The sequence below is a fragment of the Halobellus rufus genome (assembly GCF_000739575.1).
GTDB lineage: Archaea > Halobacteriota > Halobacteria > Halobacteriales > Haloferacaceae > Haloquadratum > Haloquadratum rufum.
In genome coordinates, this window is sequence record NZ_BBJO01000047.1 from 43,762 (window position 1) to 59,146 (window position 15,385).

Below are 15,385 nucleotides of genomic sequence, written 5' to 3' on the forward strand. Positions count from 1 at the left end.
CCGGGTCGACGCCGACGCTTCGCCGCACGCCGATCGAACGCGGGGGCTCAGATCGGTCGCCGCCGGGAGCTACGACGCAGGTAGAAGTACCCGACGAACCCCACGACGAAGAACGCCGTCGCCGCCAGCGCGGCGGTGCCGAATCCGGGGAGCAGCCCGATCACCTGCGCGACGGCCGCGATGGCGAACGCCCCCGCGGTGAGTCGGACGACGCGTTCGTCGTCCCCGGGCGAACGGCTCGTGTAGATGACGTATCCGAAGAGCGCGGAGACGATCGCGAAGCCGAAGTCGGTGGCCCGCGAGACGATCGGGTTCCCGGTGAGGATCGACAGGACGAGCAACACGAGATAGCCGAGCAGGACCGACTGAAGGAGCGAGCGCGAACGGAATTCCATACGCTCTCAGACCCCCCGAGCGACAAAAAGTATCGGTGTTCTCACCGTGCGTCGTCTCCGGACACCGGCTCACGTCAACTCGACGTCGAGTCCCTCGTGGACGACGAACTCCAGGGCGTTCACGAGGTAGTGCGCGATCACGACGACGAGCAGGCTCTCCGTTACGACGAACGCCGCCGCGAGGGCGAACCCGAGCGCGCCGGTCACCAGCACGCCGATCCGTCCCTGCGCGCCGTGGCCGACGCCGAACGCCGCCGAGGAGCCGAGTGCGAGTAGCCACGGCGAGACGTCGTATCCGGCCGCCAGCGCCCCGATCAGGGCCCCGCGGAAGAGGAGTTCCTCGAACCCGGCGATGATCGGCAGCACGACGAACAGCAGCGCCGCCCATCCGGGGAGCGAGTCGGGGGCGAGCGCGCTCCGCAGCCGCTCGCCGTCACCGAGCCCGAACCGCGCGCCGACGGTCGCACCCGCCTCGTTCGCGACGTAGAGCGCGAGCCCGAGGCCGACGCCGAGCAGCAGCGTCTCGGGCGCGAGCGCGTCGCCGGCGACGCCGAAGGCCCACGCGGGAATCTCGGCGTACCACGCCCCAACGAGGAGGAGGACGCCGAACAGCCCCTGCGAGACGACGACGTTCGCGAGCAGCGACGCCGTCGAGAGTTCGGGTGTCGGTTCCGCCGCCGCCGCTGCTGTCGCGGATGGCTCCGTCGGCGTCGACGCCGCTGTCGTCGGTTCCGACGGATCCGGTGAATGGGCGTCGTCTCCCGTGGACGAACCGTCGCCGTCGACGCCGCTCGAATCGCGAACGCGGACTTCGACGCCGGATTTCGGGAGCACGATCGTCTCCTCGCGGTCCGGTCGGGGCCCGTCGTCCCCGTCGTCGAACCCGTCGCTATCGGCTTTTCGTTCGTCGATGACGGCGCGAGACGCGTGCGAAAGAAGCAGCAAGCCCGCGGTGACGACGATCGCGAACCCCGCGAACGTCGCCCACTGGGGCATTCGAGACTACTGTGGGCTCGGGCTGGACGGGCCGGAGACGTTCTCGCTCTGGGTGCCCGAGAGCGCCGAGCCGGTGATGCTCTTGAGGCGGTCGACCAGCGAGTCCTTCTCCGGCTCGCCTTCGAGGGCGATGTCGAGGACCTCGCTGATGTGCGAGACCGGAATGATCTCGACCATCTCCTCGTACTCCTCTTCGATCATCACGTCCTGCATATTGGCCGCAGGGATGATGACGCGGGTGCAGCCGGACTTCGCGGCGGCCTCGATCTTGTGGGTGACGCCGCCGACCGGGAGGACGTCGCCGCGGACCGACAGCGAGCCGGTCATCGCCAGCGACTGGTCGACGCCGACGTCTTCGAGCGCGGAGATGACCGCGGTCGCGACCGTGATCGACGCGGAGTCGCCGTCGACGCCCTGCTGGCCGGTCTGGACGAACTGGATGTGGATGTCCTTCTCGGAGATGTTCTCGTCGGAGAACTTCTTGATGATCGCCGAGACGTTCGAGACGGCCTCCTGGGCCATCTCCTTCAGCTGGCCGGTGGCGATGACCTCACCGGGCCCCTGCGAGGGCGTCACTTCGGCCATCACGGGGAGCATGATGCCCGAGTCCTCGCCCATCACGGCGAGCCCGTTGACGCGGCCGACCTGGTAGCCCTCCGAGACCTGCAGTTCGTAGTCCTTGCGGCGCTCGATGTAGTCGTCCGCGAGCTGCTGTTCGATCGAGCGGCTCCGACCCTTCGCCTGCAGGACGTGATCGCGCGTGACGAAGTCGGCGTCGTCGGAGCGGGCGATGTCGCCCGCGACGCGGACCAGTCCGCCCAGGTTACGCAGTTTGAGCGTCAGGTGGCCCTTGCGGCCGGCGCGCCGCCGCGCCTCGAGGATGACCTCCTCGATGGCCTCCGCGGAGTACTCCGGCAGTCGGCCGTCCTTCGCGACCTCCTGGGCCACGAAGCGGGCGTACTTCCGGCGCATCTCGGGCGTGTCCTCGATGGTGTCGTCCATGTACACCTCGTACCCGTAGCCCTTGATACGGGAGCGCAGCGCGGGGTGCATGTTCTCCATCGCGTCGAGGTTCCCCGCCGCGATCATAATGAAGTCCGTCGGGACGGGCTCGGTCTGGACCATCGCGCCCGAGGAGCGCTCGGACTGGCCCGTGATGTGGAACTCGCCCTCCTGGATCGCCGTCATCAGGTGCTGCTGGCTGCGGATGTCGAGCGTGTTGATCTCGTCGATGAACAGCACGCCCTTGTTCGCCTTGTGGATCGCGCCGGGTTCGACGCGATCGTGGCTCGGCGTCTCCATCCCACCGGACTGGAACGGGTCGTGGCGGACGTCGCCGAGCAGTGCACCGGCGTGCGCGCCCGTCGCGTCCTCGAACGGCGCGGTCGTCGTCTCGGCGTTGTTGACGATGAGGTTCGGCACCATCGCGTCGCCGCCGCGGGAGCCGTAGCGGAACGCGAGGTAGATCACGCCGGCCGCCAGTATCCCGAGGAGGACCTGCCCGGCGATGATGAAGGAGTAGCCGATGACGATCGCGATGATGATCCACATGAGGAACGAGCGCATCTGATTGCGCTTTCTGGCTTCCTCCTTGTGGGCCTCGACGATCTGATCTCCCTTTCCGGCCGGGACGGTCCGGACCTTCGGGTTGTTACCGTCGTCGGGGTTGTGATAGACGAGGACGTCCTGTAGCTCCTCCGGCGGGAGGAGCTCGGACATCGCCTTCGCCAGCATCGACTTGCCCGTCCCGGGCGAACCGATCATCATCACGTGCCGCCGCTGCTTGGCGGCTTTCATCACCACGTCGCGAGCGTGTTCCTGCCCGATGACTTGGTCGACGAGCCGGTCGGGGACGTCGATCTCCTCGGTGGAGTCGATCCGCAGCCCGCCGAGGAGGTCGTCCTCGTCGACGTCCTCTGCGACCTCCGCGTCGACTTCGACGTCGCTGCCGAGGTCGTCGATGGTCCGTTCGGCGGGCTCTTCGACCTGCCCGTTCTGCCCCCCGGGCAGGTCGCCGCGCTCGTCGGGTCCGACGGGGCTGTCGGACGGTTCGTCGGCGACGCCGCGGGGCGTCTCGTCACCGCCGTCTGACGGCGGCGACTCGCGGCCCTCGTCGGCGGCGCCGCCCCCCTCTTCGGGGGCGTTCTCGTCGGCTTCCGTGTCGTTACTCATAGAATTGTTCGCTACCGCAACGGAGGGTCGCGCGACTGATATACTTTCTCCTCGCGTGTGTTCCCCCTGCATCGCCGAAATCGAGCACTTGGGCCGGTTTATAACCCGTTCTCTCGACTACGGGTATCTCGGGGTATTTATAAGCGACGCGACCGACCGGTGAGGTATGCGGGGGTTCTACATCGGCCGGTTTCAGCCCTACCACAACGGGCACCACCGGATGGTCGAGGAGATCGCAGACGAGGTCGACGAACTCGTCCTCGGCATCGGATCGGCGGGCGACTCACACAGCCCCCGGAATCCGTTCACCGCCGGCGAGCGCGTGATGATGGTCACGAAGTCCGTCGCCGACCTCGACGTCACCACCTACGCCGTGCCGATCGAGGACCTCGATCGGAACTCCGTGTGGGTGAGCCACGTCCAGAGTATGTCCCCGGCGTTCGACGTCGCCTACTCGAACAACCCGCTCGTCATCCAACTGTTCTCGGAGGCGGGCGTCGACGTCCGACAGTCGCCGATGTTCAACCGCGACGTTCTCGAAGGCACCGAGTTGCGCGCGCGGATGATCCGCGACGACGACTGGCGGCATCTCGTCCCGGACGCGGTCGTCGACGTCGTCGAGGAGATCGGCGGCATCGAGCGCATCCAGCGCGTCAGCGCGACGGACGCCAACGGCGACGCGTCCGACGAGTGAGCGAACGCCGATGATCACGCTCGCCTCCGACTTCGGCTCGCCGTACCCTGCCGCGATGAAGGGCGTCATCCTGCGCCGCTCGGACGCGCGCCTCGTCGACGTCGCCCACGACCTCCCTCGTCAGGACGTCCGCGCGGCCGCGTTCTGGTGCCGCGAGACGCTCCCGTACTTCCCGCCCGCCACCCACCTCGTCGTCGTCGATCCCGGCGTCGGCACCGACCGCGACGCGCTCGTCGTCCGCGCGGGCGAGCACGCCCTCGTCGGTCCCGACAACGGCGTGTTGCTCCCGGCCGCCCGCCGGATCGCCGCGGAGGCGGCGGGGACGTCCCCGACAGTCGAGTGCTTCGCCTACGAGTACGACGACCCCGCGTCGTCGACGTTCCACGGCCGGGACGTGTTCGCGCCCGCGGCCGCTGCGGTCCACGAGGTCGGCGTCGACGCGGTCGAGTCGCTGTACGCCGTCTCTCCGGTCGAGTCGTTCGGTGCCGATGGTTTTGCGGAGTCCGTCGTCGACTGCCGCTTCCCGGAGCCGACGATCGACTCCGACGCCGGAACGGCCCGCGGTGAGGTGCTGGTCGTCGACGACTTCGGGAACGCGATCACGAACGTTCCGGGCTCCTTCCTCGACGGACGCGAGGGCGAGACGCTCGACGTGAACGGCGCGCCGGCACCGGTCGTGACGGCGTTCGCGGCGGTCGGTCCGGGCGAGCGCCTGCTCACCGTCGGCAGTCACGGCTACGTCGAGTGCGACGTCAATCGGGGTCGCGGCGACGACGCCTTCGGCCTCGCGACGGGCGACGAGGTCGTCATTTCGGTGTGATCCCGCCGACTCGTCGCGAGCGCGGTCACTCGCGCCCTTCGAGGCCGACGACCTCCTCGAACTCCGTGATCTCCTCGCGGAGGACCTCCCGCTCGAAGTAGAGCAGTTCGACGGCGAGGACGCCGAGCGCAAGCGCGCAGACGGCGTAGAACGTACCGCGCTCGGCCGAATAGAGGTGGTACAGCATCACCGGCAGGAATCCCGCCGTTCCGAGGAGGCCGACCGCGGGCGGGAGCGGGTGGACCTCCTCCCGGGAACGCTGCCGCAACGCGAGGTAGCTCACCCCGCCGAACACCACGATGAACGCCACCGAGGCGAAACTCGTCACCGCGTCCAGGCTCCCCCACGCCGAGAACGCGGCCGTGACCGCGCCGATTCCGAGGATCAGGCGCGACGGCACGCCGTCGTCCTCGGCGTCGGGATCTGACACTCGGTCGGGGAGGTACCCCTTCGAGAGGAGCCCCTTCGCGAAGTACCCCGACGAAAAGAGCGTGGCGTTGATCGCGCTGCCCGTGGAGAACAGCGCCGACAGCGCGATCACGAGCCCCCCGACCCACCCGAAGCCGACCGGCGAGAGGATCCGCTCGGCGGCGACCTTCAGTGCGGTGTGCGGCTGGTTCGTCAACGCCTCCGGCGCGAGGTTCACGGTCGCGAGCGCGACGATCACGTAGATCGCGACCGCCGCGGGTATCGAAAGCGCGACCGCCCGCCGGACGGTCCGCGTCGGGTCCTCGATCCGCTCTTGGTCGTAGAAGAGCAGTTGCCAGCCCTGGAACGCCACGAAGGAGACGCCCGCCGCCATCAGCGGCCCCGTCGTGAGCAACCGTTCCGTGCCGACGTCGACGGTGCCGGGGGCGACGAACCGAGCGAAGGCGACGCCGCCGATGCCGAACAGCACGAGCACGCCCACTTTCGCGACCACGAGCACGTTCTCGGTGGTTCCGGTCGCCCGCGCGCCGAGGAGGTTCAGCGCGACGAACCCGCCGATCGCGATCACCGAGACGACCGGGCGGAGCGGCAGGCCGGCGATCGACGCCGGGACCGTCGGAACCGAGATCGCGAACTCCGCGAACGCGAAGGCGTACATCGACATCGAGCCGATGTACCCGAAGAGCAGCGTCCAGCCCGCCATCCCGGCGAGCGTGTCGTTGCCGGTGAAACACTGGATGTACGTGACCGAACCGCCGCCCTGATCGGCGAGTTCGTTCAGCCGCGCGTACGAGTATCCGGCGCACAGAGCGACGACGCCCGCGAGGACGAACGCCGCCCACGTGGCCGCGCCGGTGATTCTCGTCACGACGCCGAGGACGGCGTAGATGCCCCCGCCGATCATCCCGCCGAGCGCGATGGAGACGGCTTCGGTGAACCCGAGGCTCTCTGCCATCTCTCGGGCATCGACGATCGAGGATGAAGTGTCTTGTTCCCGGAGGTCAGCCCCCGTCGCGGCCGGGTGCAGCCGATCCGGCCTCGACCAGTCGCCTCACTTCGCGGCGATGACGTCGTCGATGCGGACGATCATCGTCGCGGCCTCGGTCGCCGCCGTGACGGCCTCGCGCTTGACCGCTGCGGGATCGAAGACGCCGGCCTCGATCGGGTCGCCGATGGTCCCGGTGCGGCCCTCCGAGATGATGCCTGCGATCCCCTCGCGGTCGAACGTCGAGCGGAGTTCGACGACGGCGTCGATCGGGTCCATCCCGGTGTTCGTCGCGAGCGTGCGGGGGATCGCCTCGACGGCGTCGGCGAACGCCTCGACGGCGAGTTGCTTCCGCCCCTCGACGCCGCCAGCGTGCGAGCGGACGTACTCGGCGATGGCGACCTCGGTCGCGCCCGCGCCGGGGACGACGCCGCCGGAATCGATGGCGGCGACGGTCACGTCGACGGCGTCGTTGATCGCGCGTTCGAGTTCGTCGACGACGTGCTCGGTGCCGCCGCGAAGCAGGAGCGTGACCGTCTTCGCGGCCTCGCCGCCCTCGACGAAGGTGAGTTCGTCCTCGCCGAAGCGGCGGATCGAGACGCGCTCGGCGTGACCGAAGTCCGCCGCTTCGAGGTCTGTCACGTCGCCGAGTTGCTTCGCGCCGGTCGCGCGGGCGATGGCGCGGGCGTCCGAAGACTTCAGGCTCTCGAAGGCGACGATGCCGTGCTTCGCGAGGCGGTCCTGCACGCGGTCTGCGATCTTCTTCGTGCAGAAGAGGACGTCGACGCCCGCGTCGGCGAGCGCGTCGGCGTAGCCGCGGAGCTCGGCGTCCTCGGCCTCGATGGCCGCTTCGAGCTGGTCGACCGAGGAGATGGTGTACTCCGTGTCGGCCTCGCCCTCGCGGACGTCGAGCTTCGTCGTGAGGACGGCGACGGCGGCGTCCTCGACGGTTCGGGGCATCCCGTCGTTGACGCGCTCTTTGTCGATGACGACGCCCTCGACCAGTTCCGTCGCCGAGGAGGACGCGCCGGTGCGCGTCAGGATGCGGACGTCGTCGGGATCGAAGCGGCCGCTGCCGTCGTGGACCGCGCGGACGGCGTCGACGACGTGGTGTGCCAGCACGTCGGCGGTGACGTCGCCGGTCCCCTTCCCGGTCATCGACGACTCGGCGACCGAGGCGAGCACGTCGTCGTCGAGTTCGACGTCGAGTACCTGCTCGTCGATCGCTTCCTGCGCCAAGCGCGCGGCCTCGTTGTACCCCTCGACGATGACCGTCGGGTGGAGGTCGTCGTCGAGCAGGTCCTCGGCGTACGCGAGCAGTTCGCCCGTCAGGACCGAGGCGGTCGTGGTGCCGTCGCCGACGCTGTCCTCCTGCGTCTGGGCGACTTCGACGATCATCTGCGCGGCGGGATGCTCGATGTCCATCTCCTCGAGGATCGTCGCCCCGTCGTTGGTGACCACGACGTTACCGCTGGAGTCGACGAGCATCTTGTCCATCCCGCGCGGCCCGAGCGTGGTGCGTACCGCGCTCGCGACGGCCTTGCCCGCTCGGATGTTCGAGCTCTGGGCGTCGCCGCCGCGGGTCCGCTCGCTGTTTCCGGAAAGAACGTACAGTGGCTGCATACGTGTCGACATAGTTATGAATCCTCACGAAAACTGACGTTAGCAGTTCTATATATAGATTTCGGAAATGGCGCCCGTAGAAGCCCATAGAGCTTCGCTAACACGCTAAACGGCCGTGTTTTGGCAATTGATGAGCGCGAACCGGAGGGCGGTCGCGGGCCGGTCTCGGCCGCGCCGCCCCGATGTCGACAAGGTATATTTAGGTCGACGCGTCAGTCTTCGACGATGCTGGAGTTGAACCACGGGTTCCGGGTCGTCGACTTCCACGCCCGACTGGACCCGAGCGACCAGGCGGAGGTCGCGAGCCGGGGCCGCGAGACGACGCCGGAGGCGCTCGAACGCGAACTTCACCAGGCGGGCGTCGTCAGGGCCGTGGTCTCGCCGGGTCGCCGCCCCGAGGGCGAGGGCTACCTCCGCGCCAACAACGCCGTCGCTCGGCTGAGCGTCGACCGTCCGTTCCTCGCGTTCGCCCGGATCGACGGGCCGCGGGACCCCGGATCGCGCGCGACGTCCCGCCTCAGGAATCTCACCGCTTCGCGCGCGCCCCACCACACCAGTCCGGAGGACATCGAGCAGTACGCCTACGACGACCGGTTCCACGGGTTCACCCTCGCGCCCGAGCGCGACGGCCTCCCCGACGCGGAGACGCTGGACCAACTGGACGACGTCGGCCTCCCGGTCGTCGTGCGCGCCGGCCGGTCCTTCCCGCCGTCGGCGGTGGCCGAGACGCTGCTCGGTCGAGCGTTCCCCGTCGTGCTCGCGGGGTTCGGCGGGTATCCGCTCGACCGCGAGTTGATGTCCCAAGCGATCGATCTGCTGGGCGAGTACGACCAGCTGTATCTGGACACGCGCTACGTCCGGTTCCGGAGCGTGCTGGAGCGCGCGCTGTTGGAGCACCCCGACCGCGTGCTGTTCGGCAGCGGCGCGCCGGAGACGCATCCGAACGTCGGCGTGATGGAGATCCTGACGCTCGACGTGAGCGAGGACGCGATGCGTCGGGCGTTCTCGACGAACCCCGCGCGCGTCGTTCCGGAACTCGCCCCCGGCGAGACGTAGGGGCGTGATACCCGGAAACAATATAGTAGCGTTTGCAAGTCTTCACTCACTCGATCGCACGCAGTCGTGCGATCGGCTGCGCAATCAGTTGCAAACGCTACTATAAGCCCGGTTCCCGATCGGTGTTCGTCCCACTCAGCGCCAGTCGTACTTCGCGACCGCCCGGTCGGCCCGCTTCGAGCAGCCGTGCGGGTTGCGCGTCGGGGTCCTGTCTCTCGCGCGAGCGACGAGGCCGTCCGACCAGCCGGTCGCGACGCCGCCGACGACGTCCCGACCCGTTCCGACCCACCCCGACGGCGTCGCCTCGCCGCCGAGGACGTCGCGGGCGGCCGAGATCGCGTCGCGGCCCGCGTGCGAGGCGATCCGCCGAACGATCGTCGGCCGGAGCCCGTAGTTCTTGATCAGTCGGTACGTCAGCGCGCGGTACTTCCAGCCGTGGCTCCGCGTGTCGATGCCGCCGTCGGCCTCGTACTCGGTCCGCACGCAGAGTTCCGGTTCCCAGCCGACGTCGTGGCCGAGCCCCGCCAAGCGGTGGGCGGCGTCGCGCGCGCCGCCGGTTTCGAGGTACTCGTCGAAGCCGTCGAGGTCGTCCAACACCTCGGCCCGGAACGCGACGTTGCCGCCGTTGAAGTACGTCACCGCGCGGTTCCGGATCCGGCGCGTCTCCGGCGACGTCGTCGTCATCCCCGCCGGTAGCGTCTCGTGGACCGGCCCGGTGACGACGGGGTCGCGTTCGAGCCCCGTTTCGATGGCGTCGCGCCACGTCTCCTCGACGACGAGGTCGTGCCGGAGGAACGCGACGGCGTCGCCCGAGGCGGCGCGGATGCCGGCGTTCCGCGAGACGTTGAGGGTCCGGTCCGACACCTCGACTAACACGTCGACGTCGCCGCGCTCTCGGACCATCCCGGTCGTGCCGTCGGCGGAGGGACCGTTGACGACGACGACTTCGGCGTCCGGGGCGTGCGTGGCCACTCCGTCGAGCGTGGCCCCGAGGTGATCCCGGCCGTTGAGCGTCGGGATCACTACCGAGAGCTCCATACCGGTCGGTTGCGACACGAGAACTTAAATGTCGCACCTCGGAGCGATCGCCCCGGAAACGGTCTCAGCGGACGCTCACGGGCGGATCGGCGGCTCGCGGGCCCTCAGCGGTCCTCGTCGCCGTCGACCGTCGCCGTCCAGTAGGACACCGACGCCAGCGCGTCCCCCACGGACGTCGAGCCGAGCGACGTGTCGAGGTCGCGGAACTCCCTCGCGACCCCGTTGGGGATCTTCCGGTAGAAACCGTACGGGAGGAGGAAGTCGTGCTCGCCCTTCACGAGTCGCATTCCGGCGTCCTCGACCAGCCGCGAGACCTGCGATCCGGAGTACAGGTGCGACCCCATCGGCAGCAGCCAGTTGTAGACCACGCGCGTGCTGCGGCCGTTGAACGTGTCGAAGAAGACGAGGTCCTTCGAGACGCGGGCCATTTCGGCCATAAACTTCGCCGGGGTGTCCGCGAGGTGGAAAAACCGCATCGCGAAGACGGCGTCGAAGTGGTCGTCGGGGAAGGGCAGTCGGGCCGCGTCCCCGCGGAGGAACTCGATGTGGTCAGCGACCCCGGCCCGTCGGGCCTTCTCGCGGCCCTGCGCCAGCATCGCGTTGGAGATGTCCAGTCCGATGATGTCCGCGCCGCGCTCGGCCAACATCGCGGTGAACCGCCCCGTGCCGCAGGCGATCTCGAGGATCTCCTTGTCCTCGACCGGTCCGATCGCTTCGAGGACCGCGCGCTTTTCGCGGTCGTCGATGAGTCTCCCGCCCCGAGAGAACCGCTTCGAGTCGTACTCCTCGGCGACCTCATCGGCCTGGTACCACTCCTTTCCTTTCACGCTATCTCCCCGTCCTCGCTCGCAGACTAAAACCGTACTGGATGCGTGCCGGTCCCCGCGTCCGCCCTCGACGTCACCGAAGCCCGATCGCCGCTACGCTCGCTGCGCGACGATGTGAATACCCCGCACCCTTGTATGCGTATAAGGTCTACGGATTGTATTGACACACTTGTAGGCAACCTTTACCAAGCGCGAATCGGTTTTCGGGAGTATGAGCACCAGTACCGCAGAGTTAGACGGGGATCACCTCCTCACGGAATCGGAGTACCGCGACCGCCTCCGGGAGCTTCCGCCGAGCGCCAAACTCGTCGCGAAGGTCCTCGAAAGCGACGCGCCGCTCTCGCAGGGTCAACTCGCCGAAGAGTCGCTGCTGCCGGACCGGACGGTACGCTACGCGCTCAACCGCCTCGAAGACGCCGAACTCGTGGGCTCGCGCTACAGTTTCAAGGACGCCCGCAAGCAGGTCTACTACCTGCACACCTGATCGAGTCTGCACGACCGATCGCACCCCGGACGACGGATCGTCCCCAGAATGACGGATTGGAGCGCGGCCGGCTCGTCCGGGCGGACCGACGATCCCCGCAACCCGACAGCGTCTGCGGCAACGTTTTCTACACGCGAACTGAATCCCGAATGTGACTGCCGCGTCTGCTGATCTCGTCCCGATACGCCGCGTTCCGGTACCGCTCGACAAGCCGATCCCGACCGGCTCGACCAACGCGTACCTCGTCGGCGACGACGGGGCGCTCCTGCTCGACCCACCGGGTCGGACGGCCGAACTCGACGAGGCCGTCGACGAGCGCGACGTCGAACACCTCGCGCTCACGCACACGCACCCGGACCACGTCGGCGGGGTCGCCGCGTACGCCGAGGAGACGGGTGCGACCGTCTGGTGTCGGCGCGGTCGCGAGGACCGCTTCGCCGAGTTCACCGGTATCGAACCCGACCGCACGTTCGTCGAGGGGTCGACGCTCCCCGTCGCGGGGGGACTCGACGTCCTCGACGTCCCCGGCCACGCCCCGGATCACGTCGCCTTCGAGGCCGACTTCGGCACGGTCTGCGGCGACGTCGCCATCGGGCAGGGAAGTATCGCGATCGGTGCCCCCGACGGCGACGTGCGCGCGTACCTCGTCGCGCTCCGCCGGCTCTACGCCCGCGATCCGCCGCGGCTGTTCCCGGGCCACGGTCCGGTCATCGAGGACCCGCGGGCGACTTGCGAACGGCTGCTCCGCCGCCGACTCGACCGCGAGCGGGACGTCCTCGCGGCCGTCGAAGCCGGCGCTGGCGACGTCGAGAGCGTCGTCGACGCCGTCTACGACAGAGACCTCTCCGGGATGCGAAGATTCGCGCGGGCGACTGTCGTCGCGCACTTGGAGACGCTCGCGGCGCACCGGCGAGTGCGCTACGACCGCGAGGCCGAGACCGTCGCGCCGGTATGACCGACGCTCCCTCCCTCGAAGACGAACTCGAACGCGCCCGAGAGCTGTCGGTCTCGGAACTGGCAGACGCCATCGAGTCGATCGGCTTCGAGTGCACGCGCTGCGGCGCGTGCTGTAAGGGCCACGAGCGCGAGGACGGCGAGGGCACGGAGCCGCACACGGCGACGGTGTTTCCGGACGAAGTACGAACGTTGCAGTCGGCGGCCGCGGAGGCGACGGAGGCCAGTGACCCGCCGGGGGACGGTGACCTGTCGGGGGCCTACGACTGGCGCGACGTCGCCCGACCGATGCCGTACGGGCTCAGCGAGGGCGCGGACGGCCCGGAGGGCGAGACGTTCGAGTGGGCCCTGCAGACGGACGCCTGCGGGGATTGCGCCTTCTACGAGGAGGTCGGCGAACGCGCGGACGGGACACCGAAAGGCGGCTGTCGCGTCCACGAGGACCGACCGCTGATCTGTGAGACCTACCCGTTCAGCGTCGCGCTCGGCGGGACCACGCAGCCGATGGGCGAGGCCGTCGACGAGGCGGGGATGGTCCGCGCTCACGAGTGCGAGGGCCTCGGCCGCGACATCTCCCGGCAGGACGCGGAGGAACTCGCCGCGGCGCTCAAAGAGCGCGCGGTCCGCGAACTCGAGGAGGCGATCGGCGTCCGCGACAACTACGAGCCGGTCGACCCGTCGGATCACGACGGCGTCGTCGTCTACGACTCCGAGGGGCCGAAGCGCCCGGACGGAACGGCGATTCGAGACGCGGAGTGAGGCTGTCGGCTGTCGCGGCGCTCGCCCGCGGCGACACCGACCACGTCGGTTGCGAGGCTTCTTGTCGGTCCCGTCCTAACCGAGCGCCGATGACGGCAGAGCTCTTCGAGCGGATCGAACGCGCGAGCGAGGGCAACGAGATCGAGGTCGCGCTCGGCACCGACTCCGTCACGGTCGGCGGCGTCGAACTCGAATCGCCGATCGTCACGCGCGTGGCCGCGATCAGCGAGGAGACGGTGGACGCCCGGCAGAAGGACGTCGACCTCGACGGGATCGTCGACCGGCGGATCCTCCATCTCGCTCCCGTCCCCGGCGACGACCGCCACGAGGCGTACGTCGTCGAGACGCGAAGCCCGGTCGTCGGCGACGACACGGTGTGTCCGCTGCGCGCGCGTCGCCGCTCGGGCTGCGGCCCGCCGGACGATCACGACGCGCTGCCGACCGTCGGAGAGATCGAGACCGTCGAGACCCGCTCCTGACACAGCGCGGGCGTTCTCGCGACACCCGGCGACCGGCGAGGTGCCACCGCTCCGAACGAAATTACTACCCGCTCCGCCGACGAGCCTCGGCTATGCGAGTCAGCGTCATCGGCGGGAGCGTGATCGACGAGGCGGAAGCGGAGACGGCGACTACGTTGGGCCGACTACTCGGCCAGCGCGGCCACACGATCGTCTGCGGCGGGCTCGGCGGCGTGATGCAAGCCGTCTGCCGCGGCGCGGTCGAAGCGGGCGGTCACACGATCGGCATCCTCCCGACGGACCGCCGCGCGGACGCCAACGAGTACGTCGACGAGGCCGTCGCGACCGGACTGGGTCACGCGCGGAACGCGCTCGTCGTGATGAACGGCGACGCGGTGATCGCCGTCGACGGCGGCGGCGGGACGCTCTCGGAACTCGGCTACGCGTCCGTGTACGACCGGCCGACGGCGGGGCTGGGTACCCACGAGGCCGCGCACGTCGAAGCGGTCGAGACGCCGGAAGAAGCGGTGAAGTACGTCGAAGCTGCGGTGAACGGGTCAGTCTAGCCGACTGAGACCGTCAGGTCACCAGGTGCCGTGGAACGTGTCGAAGGAGAGCGAGTCGAGCGGCTCGTCGCCGACGGCGATGCGGTACTCGCCGGGCGTGAGCATCGGCTTGTGGAACCGCGGGCCGTCGTCGGTCGTGATCCGCGGACAGCCGGTGTTGACGAACGCGTCCATATCGAAGTTCCGCAGGCGGTCGGGCGTCACCTCGTCCATCGTGATGAGGTAGGCGTCGTCGTTGTCCTCGATGATCTCCTCTGCGATCTCCATTCTGCCCTGTCCGATCTTCGTACAGAAGATGACGCCCCACTTCTCGGCGTCCATCGCGCGGTGGACCGCGCCGTAGCGCTGCTTCATGAACTTCTCCGTGTCGGCGACGGTCACGACGTTGTTGACGGGGTCGGCGATCAGTACCTTCTTCTCGGGGTGTTCCATCGCGAGCCCGAGCGGGTGGAACTTCCCGCCGCCGACGTACAGCACTTGGTCGGCGTCGATGTCGGCGGAGGCGTAGTTGCAGCCGAGGACCTGTCCCTCGAAGGTGAGGCGGTCGTCGCCGCGGCGGGTGTGGACGTCGTAGCCGCGCTCTTCGAGCCACTCGACCATCTCCCCGAAGCGGTTCATGTGCTGGGCGGTCGTGACGAGGCCGACCTCCTCCTCGGGCAGCTCGTCGACGGCCTCCTCGAGGATCGGGAACGGGTCGACGTTCGAGAACAGCGGGACGTAGATGATCTTCTCGGACTCCTTCATCGGGGAGTGTCCGAAGTGGACGAACACGTCGGTTCGGCGCATCAGGTAGGTGTCGAGGTCGCAGGCACCGTAGCAGGGCTGCCCCGAGAGCATGAACGTCACGTCGTCGTCGCACAGTTCGCGGAGGTCGTCGGCGACGGCCGGACCGCGGCGCTTCAGCCCCTCGGGGAACTGCAGGCCCACGCGGGTCGCGTCGCGCTCTTCGATCGCCTCGACGATCCGGTCAAGTTCGTAGTCCCACTCGCGGTCGTGCTTCAACGACATCCCGGTGTTCCGGAGGTCCCCCTCCGTGGCGGCGTCCTGGCTCATTGCACTCTCATAGCTGGCCGACGCCCATAACGTCGGCGGTTCCGAGACGCCCGAAAACGCCCGTGTGAGTCTGTTT

General features: G+C 68.8%; 16 protein-coding genes. 8 read left to right on the forward strand and 8 right to left on the reverse strand.

The features are described from left to right. Positions 1–47: 47 nt before the first annotated feature. From ACP99_RS16450 to lonB, 3 genes are all read right to left on the reverse strand, one after another. Complete coding sequence (locus ACP99_RS16450; protein WP_049987637.1) at positions 48–395, reverse strand: hypothetical protein; 348 nt, start codon at positions 393–395, stop codon at positions 48–50. 69 nt (positions 396–464) lie between these two features. After that, complete coding sequence (locus ACP99_RS16455) at positions 465–1,391, reverse strand: CPBP family intramembrane glutamic endopeptidase (RefSeq protein ID WP_049987638.1); 927 nt, start codon at positions 1,389–1,391, stop codon at positions 465–467. Positions 1,392–1,397: 6 nt separating this feature from the next. Beyond that, positions 1,398–3,563 carry an ATP-dependent protease LonB gene (gene lonB, locus ACP99_RS16460; RefSeq protein ID WP_049987639.1) on the reverse strand — a complete coding sequence of 722 codons (2,166 nt, stop codon included), beginning with the start codon at positions 3,561–3,563 and terminating at the stop codon, positions 1,398–1,400. A 166-nt stretch (positions 3,564–3,729) separates the two neighbouring features. Between lonB and ACP99_RS16465 the strand changes: the two genes are divergently transcribed. Next, on the forward strand, positions 3,730–4,257 hold the full coding sequence (locus tag ACP99_RS16465) for a nicotinamide-nucleotide adenylyltransferase (protein ID WP_049987640.1): 528 nt from the start codon (positions 3,730–3,732) through the stop codon (positions 4,255–4,257). A 10-nt stretch (positions 4,258–4,267) separates the two neighbouring features. After that, positions 4,268–5,077 (forward strand): SAM hydrolase/SAM-dependent halogenase family protein, encoded by an 810-nt coding sequence (locus ACP99_RS16470; protein ID WP_049987641.1) that lies wholly within the window; start codon positions 4,268–4,270, stop codon positions 5,075–5,077. Positions 5,078–5,102: 25 nt separating this feature from the next. Here ACP99_RS16470 and ACP99_RS16475 read toward each other — a convergent pair whose 3' ends face one another. Together ACP99_RS16475 and thsA are read right to left on the reverse strand one after the other, a co-directional pair. Then, positions 5,103–6,461 carry an APC family permease gene (locus tag ACP99_RS16475; RefSeq protein WP_049987642.1) on the reverse strand — a complete coding sequence of 453 codons (1,359 nt, stop codon included), beginning with the start codon at positions 6,459–6,461 and terminating at the stop codon, positions 5,103–5,105. Between the two features lie 96 nt (positions 6,462–6,557). Continuing rightward, positions 6,558–8,126, reverse strand: a complete 1,569-nt coding sequence (gene thsA, locus ACP99_RS16480) for a thermosome subunit alpha (protein WP_049987643.1) — start codon at positions 8,124–8,126, stop codon at positions 6,558–6,560. Between the two features lie 213 nt (positions 8,127–8,339). On the opposite strand from thsA, the gene ACP99_RS16485 reads away from it, so the two are divergent. Then, on the forward strand, positions 8,340–9,170 hold the full coding sequence (locus ACP99_RS16485) for an amidohydrolase family protein (protein WP_049987644.1): 831 nt from the start codon (positions 8,340–8,342) through the stop codon (positions 9,168–9,170). Positions 9,171–9,305: 135 nt separating this feature from the next. Here the strand turns inward: ACP99_RS16485 and ACP99_RS16490 are convergent, their stop codons facing one another. After that, positions 9,306–10,208, reverse strand: a complete 903-nt coding sequence (locus ACP99_RS16490; protein WP_049987645.1) for a glycosyltransferase family 2 protein — start codon at positions 10,206–10,208, stop codon at positions 9,306–9,308. A gap of 104 nt (positions 10,209–10,312) precedes the next feature. Beyond that, positions 10,313–11,035, reverse strand: a complete 723-nt coding sequence (locus tag ACP99_RS16495) for a class I SAM-dependent methyltransferase (protein WP_049987646.1) — start codon at positions 11,033–11,035, stop codon at positions 10,313–10,315. Between the two features lie 211 nt (positions 11,036–11,246). Here ACP99_RS16495 and ACP99_RS16500 point away from each other — a divergent pair, with 211 nt between their 5' ends. From ACP99_RS16500 to ACP99_RS16520, 5 genes are all read left to right on the forward strand, one after another. Beyond that, positions 11,247–11,519 (forward strand): winged helix-turn-helix domain-containing protein, encoded by a 273-nt coding sequence (locus tag ACP99_RS16500; protein ID WP_049987647.1) that lies wholly within the window; start codon positions 11,247–11,249, stop codon positions 11,517–11,519. Between the two features lie 151 nt (positions 11,520–11,670). Next, a complete protein-coding gene (locus ACP99_RS16505) occupies positions 11,671–12,474 on the forward strand; it encodes an MBL fold metallo-hydrolase (RefSeq protein WP_081927548.1) in 804 nt (267 codons plus the stop codon). Continuing rightward, entirely contained in the window at positions 12,471–13,232 is a 762-nt protein-coding gene (locus ACP99_RS16510) for a YkgJ family cysteine cluster protein (protein WP_049987648.1), read from the forward strand. The genes ACP99_RS16505 and ACP99_RS16510 overlap by 4 nt, the downstream gene beginning before the upstream one ends. Positions 13,233–13,321: 89 nt before the next feature. Next, positions 13,322–13,711 (forward strand): hypothetical protein, encoded by a 390-nt coding sequence (locus tag ACP99_RS16515; protein ID WP_049987649.1) that lies wholly within the window; start codon positions 13,322–13,324, stop codon positions 13,709–13,711. 92 nt (positions 13,712–13,803) lie between these two features. Then, positions 13,804–14,256, forward strand: a complete 453-nt coding sequence (locus ACP99_RS16520) for an SLOG cluster 4 domain-containing protein (protein ID WP_049987650.1) — start codon at positions 13,804–13,806, stop codon at positions 14,254–14,256. Between the two features lie 18 nt (positions 14,257–14,274). Here ACP99_RS16520 and dph2 read toward each other — a convergent pair whose 3' ends face one another. Then, positions 14,275–15,309 (reverse strand): diphthamide biosynthesis enzyme Dph2, encoded by a 1,035-nt coding sequence (gene dph2, locus ACP99_RS16525; RefSeq protein ID WP_049987651.1) that lies wholly within the window; start codon positions 15,307–15,309, stop codon positions 14,275–14,277. Positions 15,310–15,385: the final 76 nt, after the last annotated feature.

Bases quoted from the DNA above. Each gene is read 5' to 3' on its own strand.
- ACP99_RS16450 (WP_049987637.1), bottom strand. From the start codon at position 395: ATGGAATTCCGTTCGCGCTCGCTCCTTCAGTCGGTCCTGCTCGGCTAT.
- ACP99_RS16455 (WP_049987638.1), bottom strand. From the start codon at position 1,391: ATGCCCCAGTGGGCGACGTTCGCGGGGTTCGCGATCGTCGTCACCGCG.
- lonB (WP_049987639.1), bottom strand. From the start codon at position 3,563: ATGAGTAACGACACGGAAGCCGACGAGAACGCCCCCGAAGAGGGGGGC.
- ACP99_RS16465 (WP_049987640.1), top strand. From the start codon at position 3,730: ATGCGGGGGTTCTACATCGGCCGGTTTCAGCCCTACCACAACGGGCAC.
- ACP99_RS16470 (WP_049987641.1), top strand. From the start codon at position 4,268: ATGATCACGCTCGCCTCCGACTTCGGCTCGCCGTACCCTGCCGCGATG.
- ACP99_RS16475 (WP_049987642.1), bottom strand. From the start codon at position 6,461: ATGGCAGAGAGCCTCGGGTTCACCGAAGCCGTCTCCATCGCGCTCGGC.
- thsA (WP_049987643.1), bottom strand. From the start codon at position 8,126: ATGTCGACACGTATGCAGCCACTGTACGTTCTTTCCGGAAACAGCGAG.
- ACP99_RS16485 (WP_049987644.1), top strand. From the start codon at position 8,340: ATGCTGGAGTTGAACCACGGGTTCCGGGTCGTCGACTTCCACGCCCGA.
- ACP99_RS16490 (WP_049987645.1), bottom strand. From the start codon at position 10,208: ATGGAGCTCTCGGTAGTGATCCCGACGCTCAACGGCCGGGATCACCTC.
- ACP99_RS16500 (WP_049987647.1), top strand. From the start codon at position 11,247: ATGAGCACCAGTACCGCAGAGTTAGACGGGGATCACCTCCTCACGGAA.
- ACP99_RS16510 (WP_049987648.1), top strand. From the start codon at position 12,471: ATGACCGACGCTCCCTCCCTCGAAGACGAACTCGAACGCGCCCGAGAG.
- ACP99_RS16515 (WP_049987649.1), top strand. From the start codon at position 13,322: ATGACGGCAGAGCTCTTCGAGCGGATCGAACGCGCGAGCGAGGGCAAC.
- ACP99_RS16520 (WP_049987650.1), top strand. From the start codon at position 13,804: ATGCGAGTCAGCGTCATCGGCGGGAGCGTGATCGACGAGGCGGAAGCG.
- dph2 (WP_049987651.1), bottom strand. From the start codon at position 15,309: ATGAGCCAGGACGCCGCCACGGAGGGGGACCTCCGGAACACCGGGATG.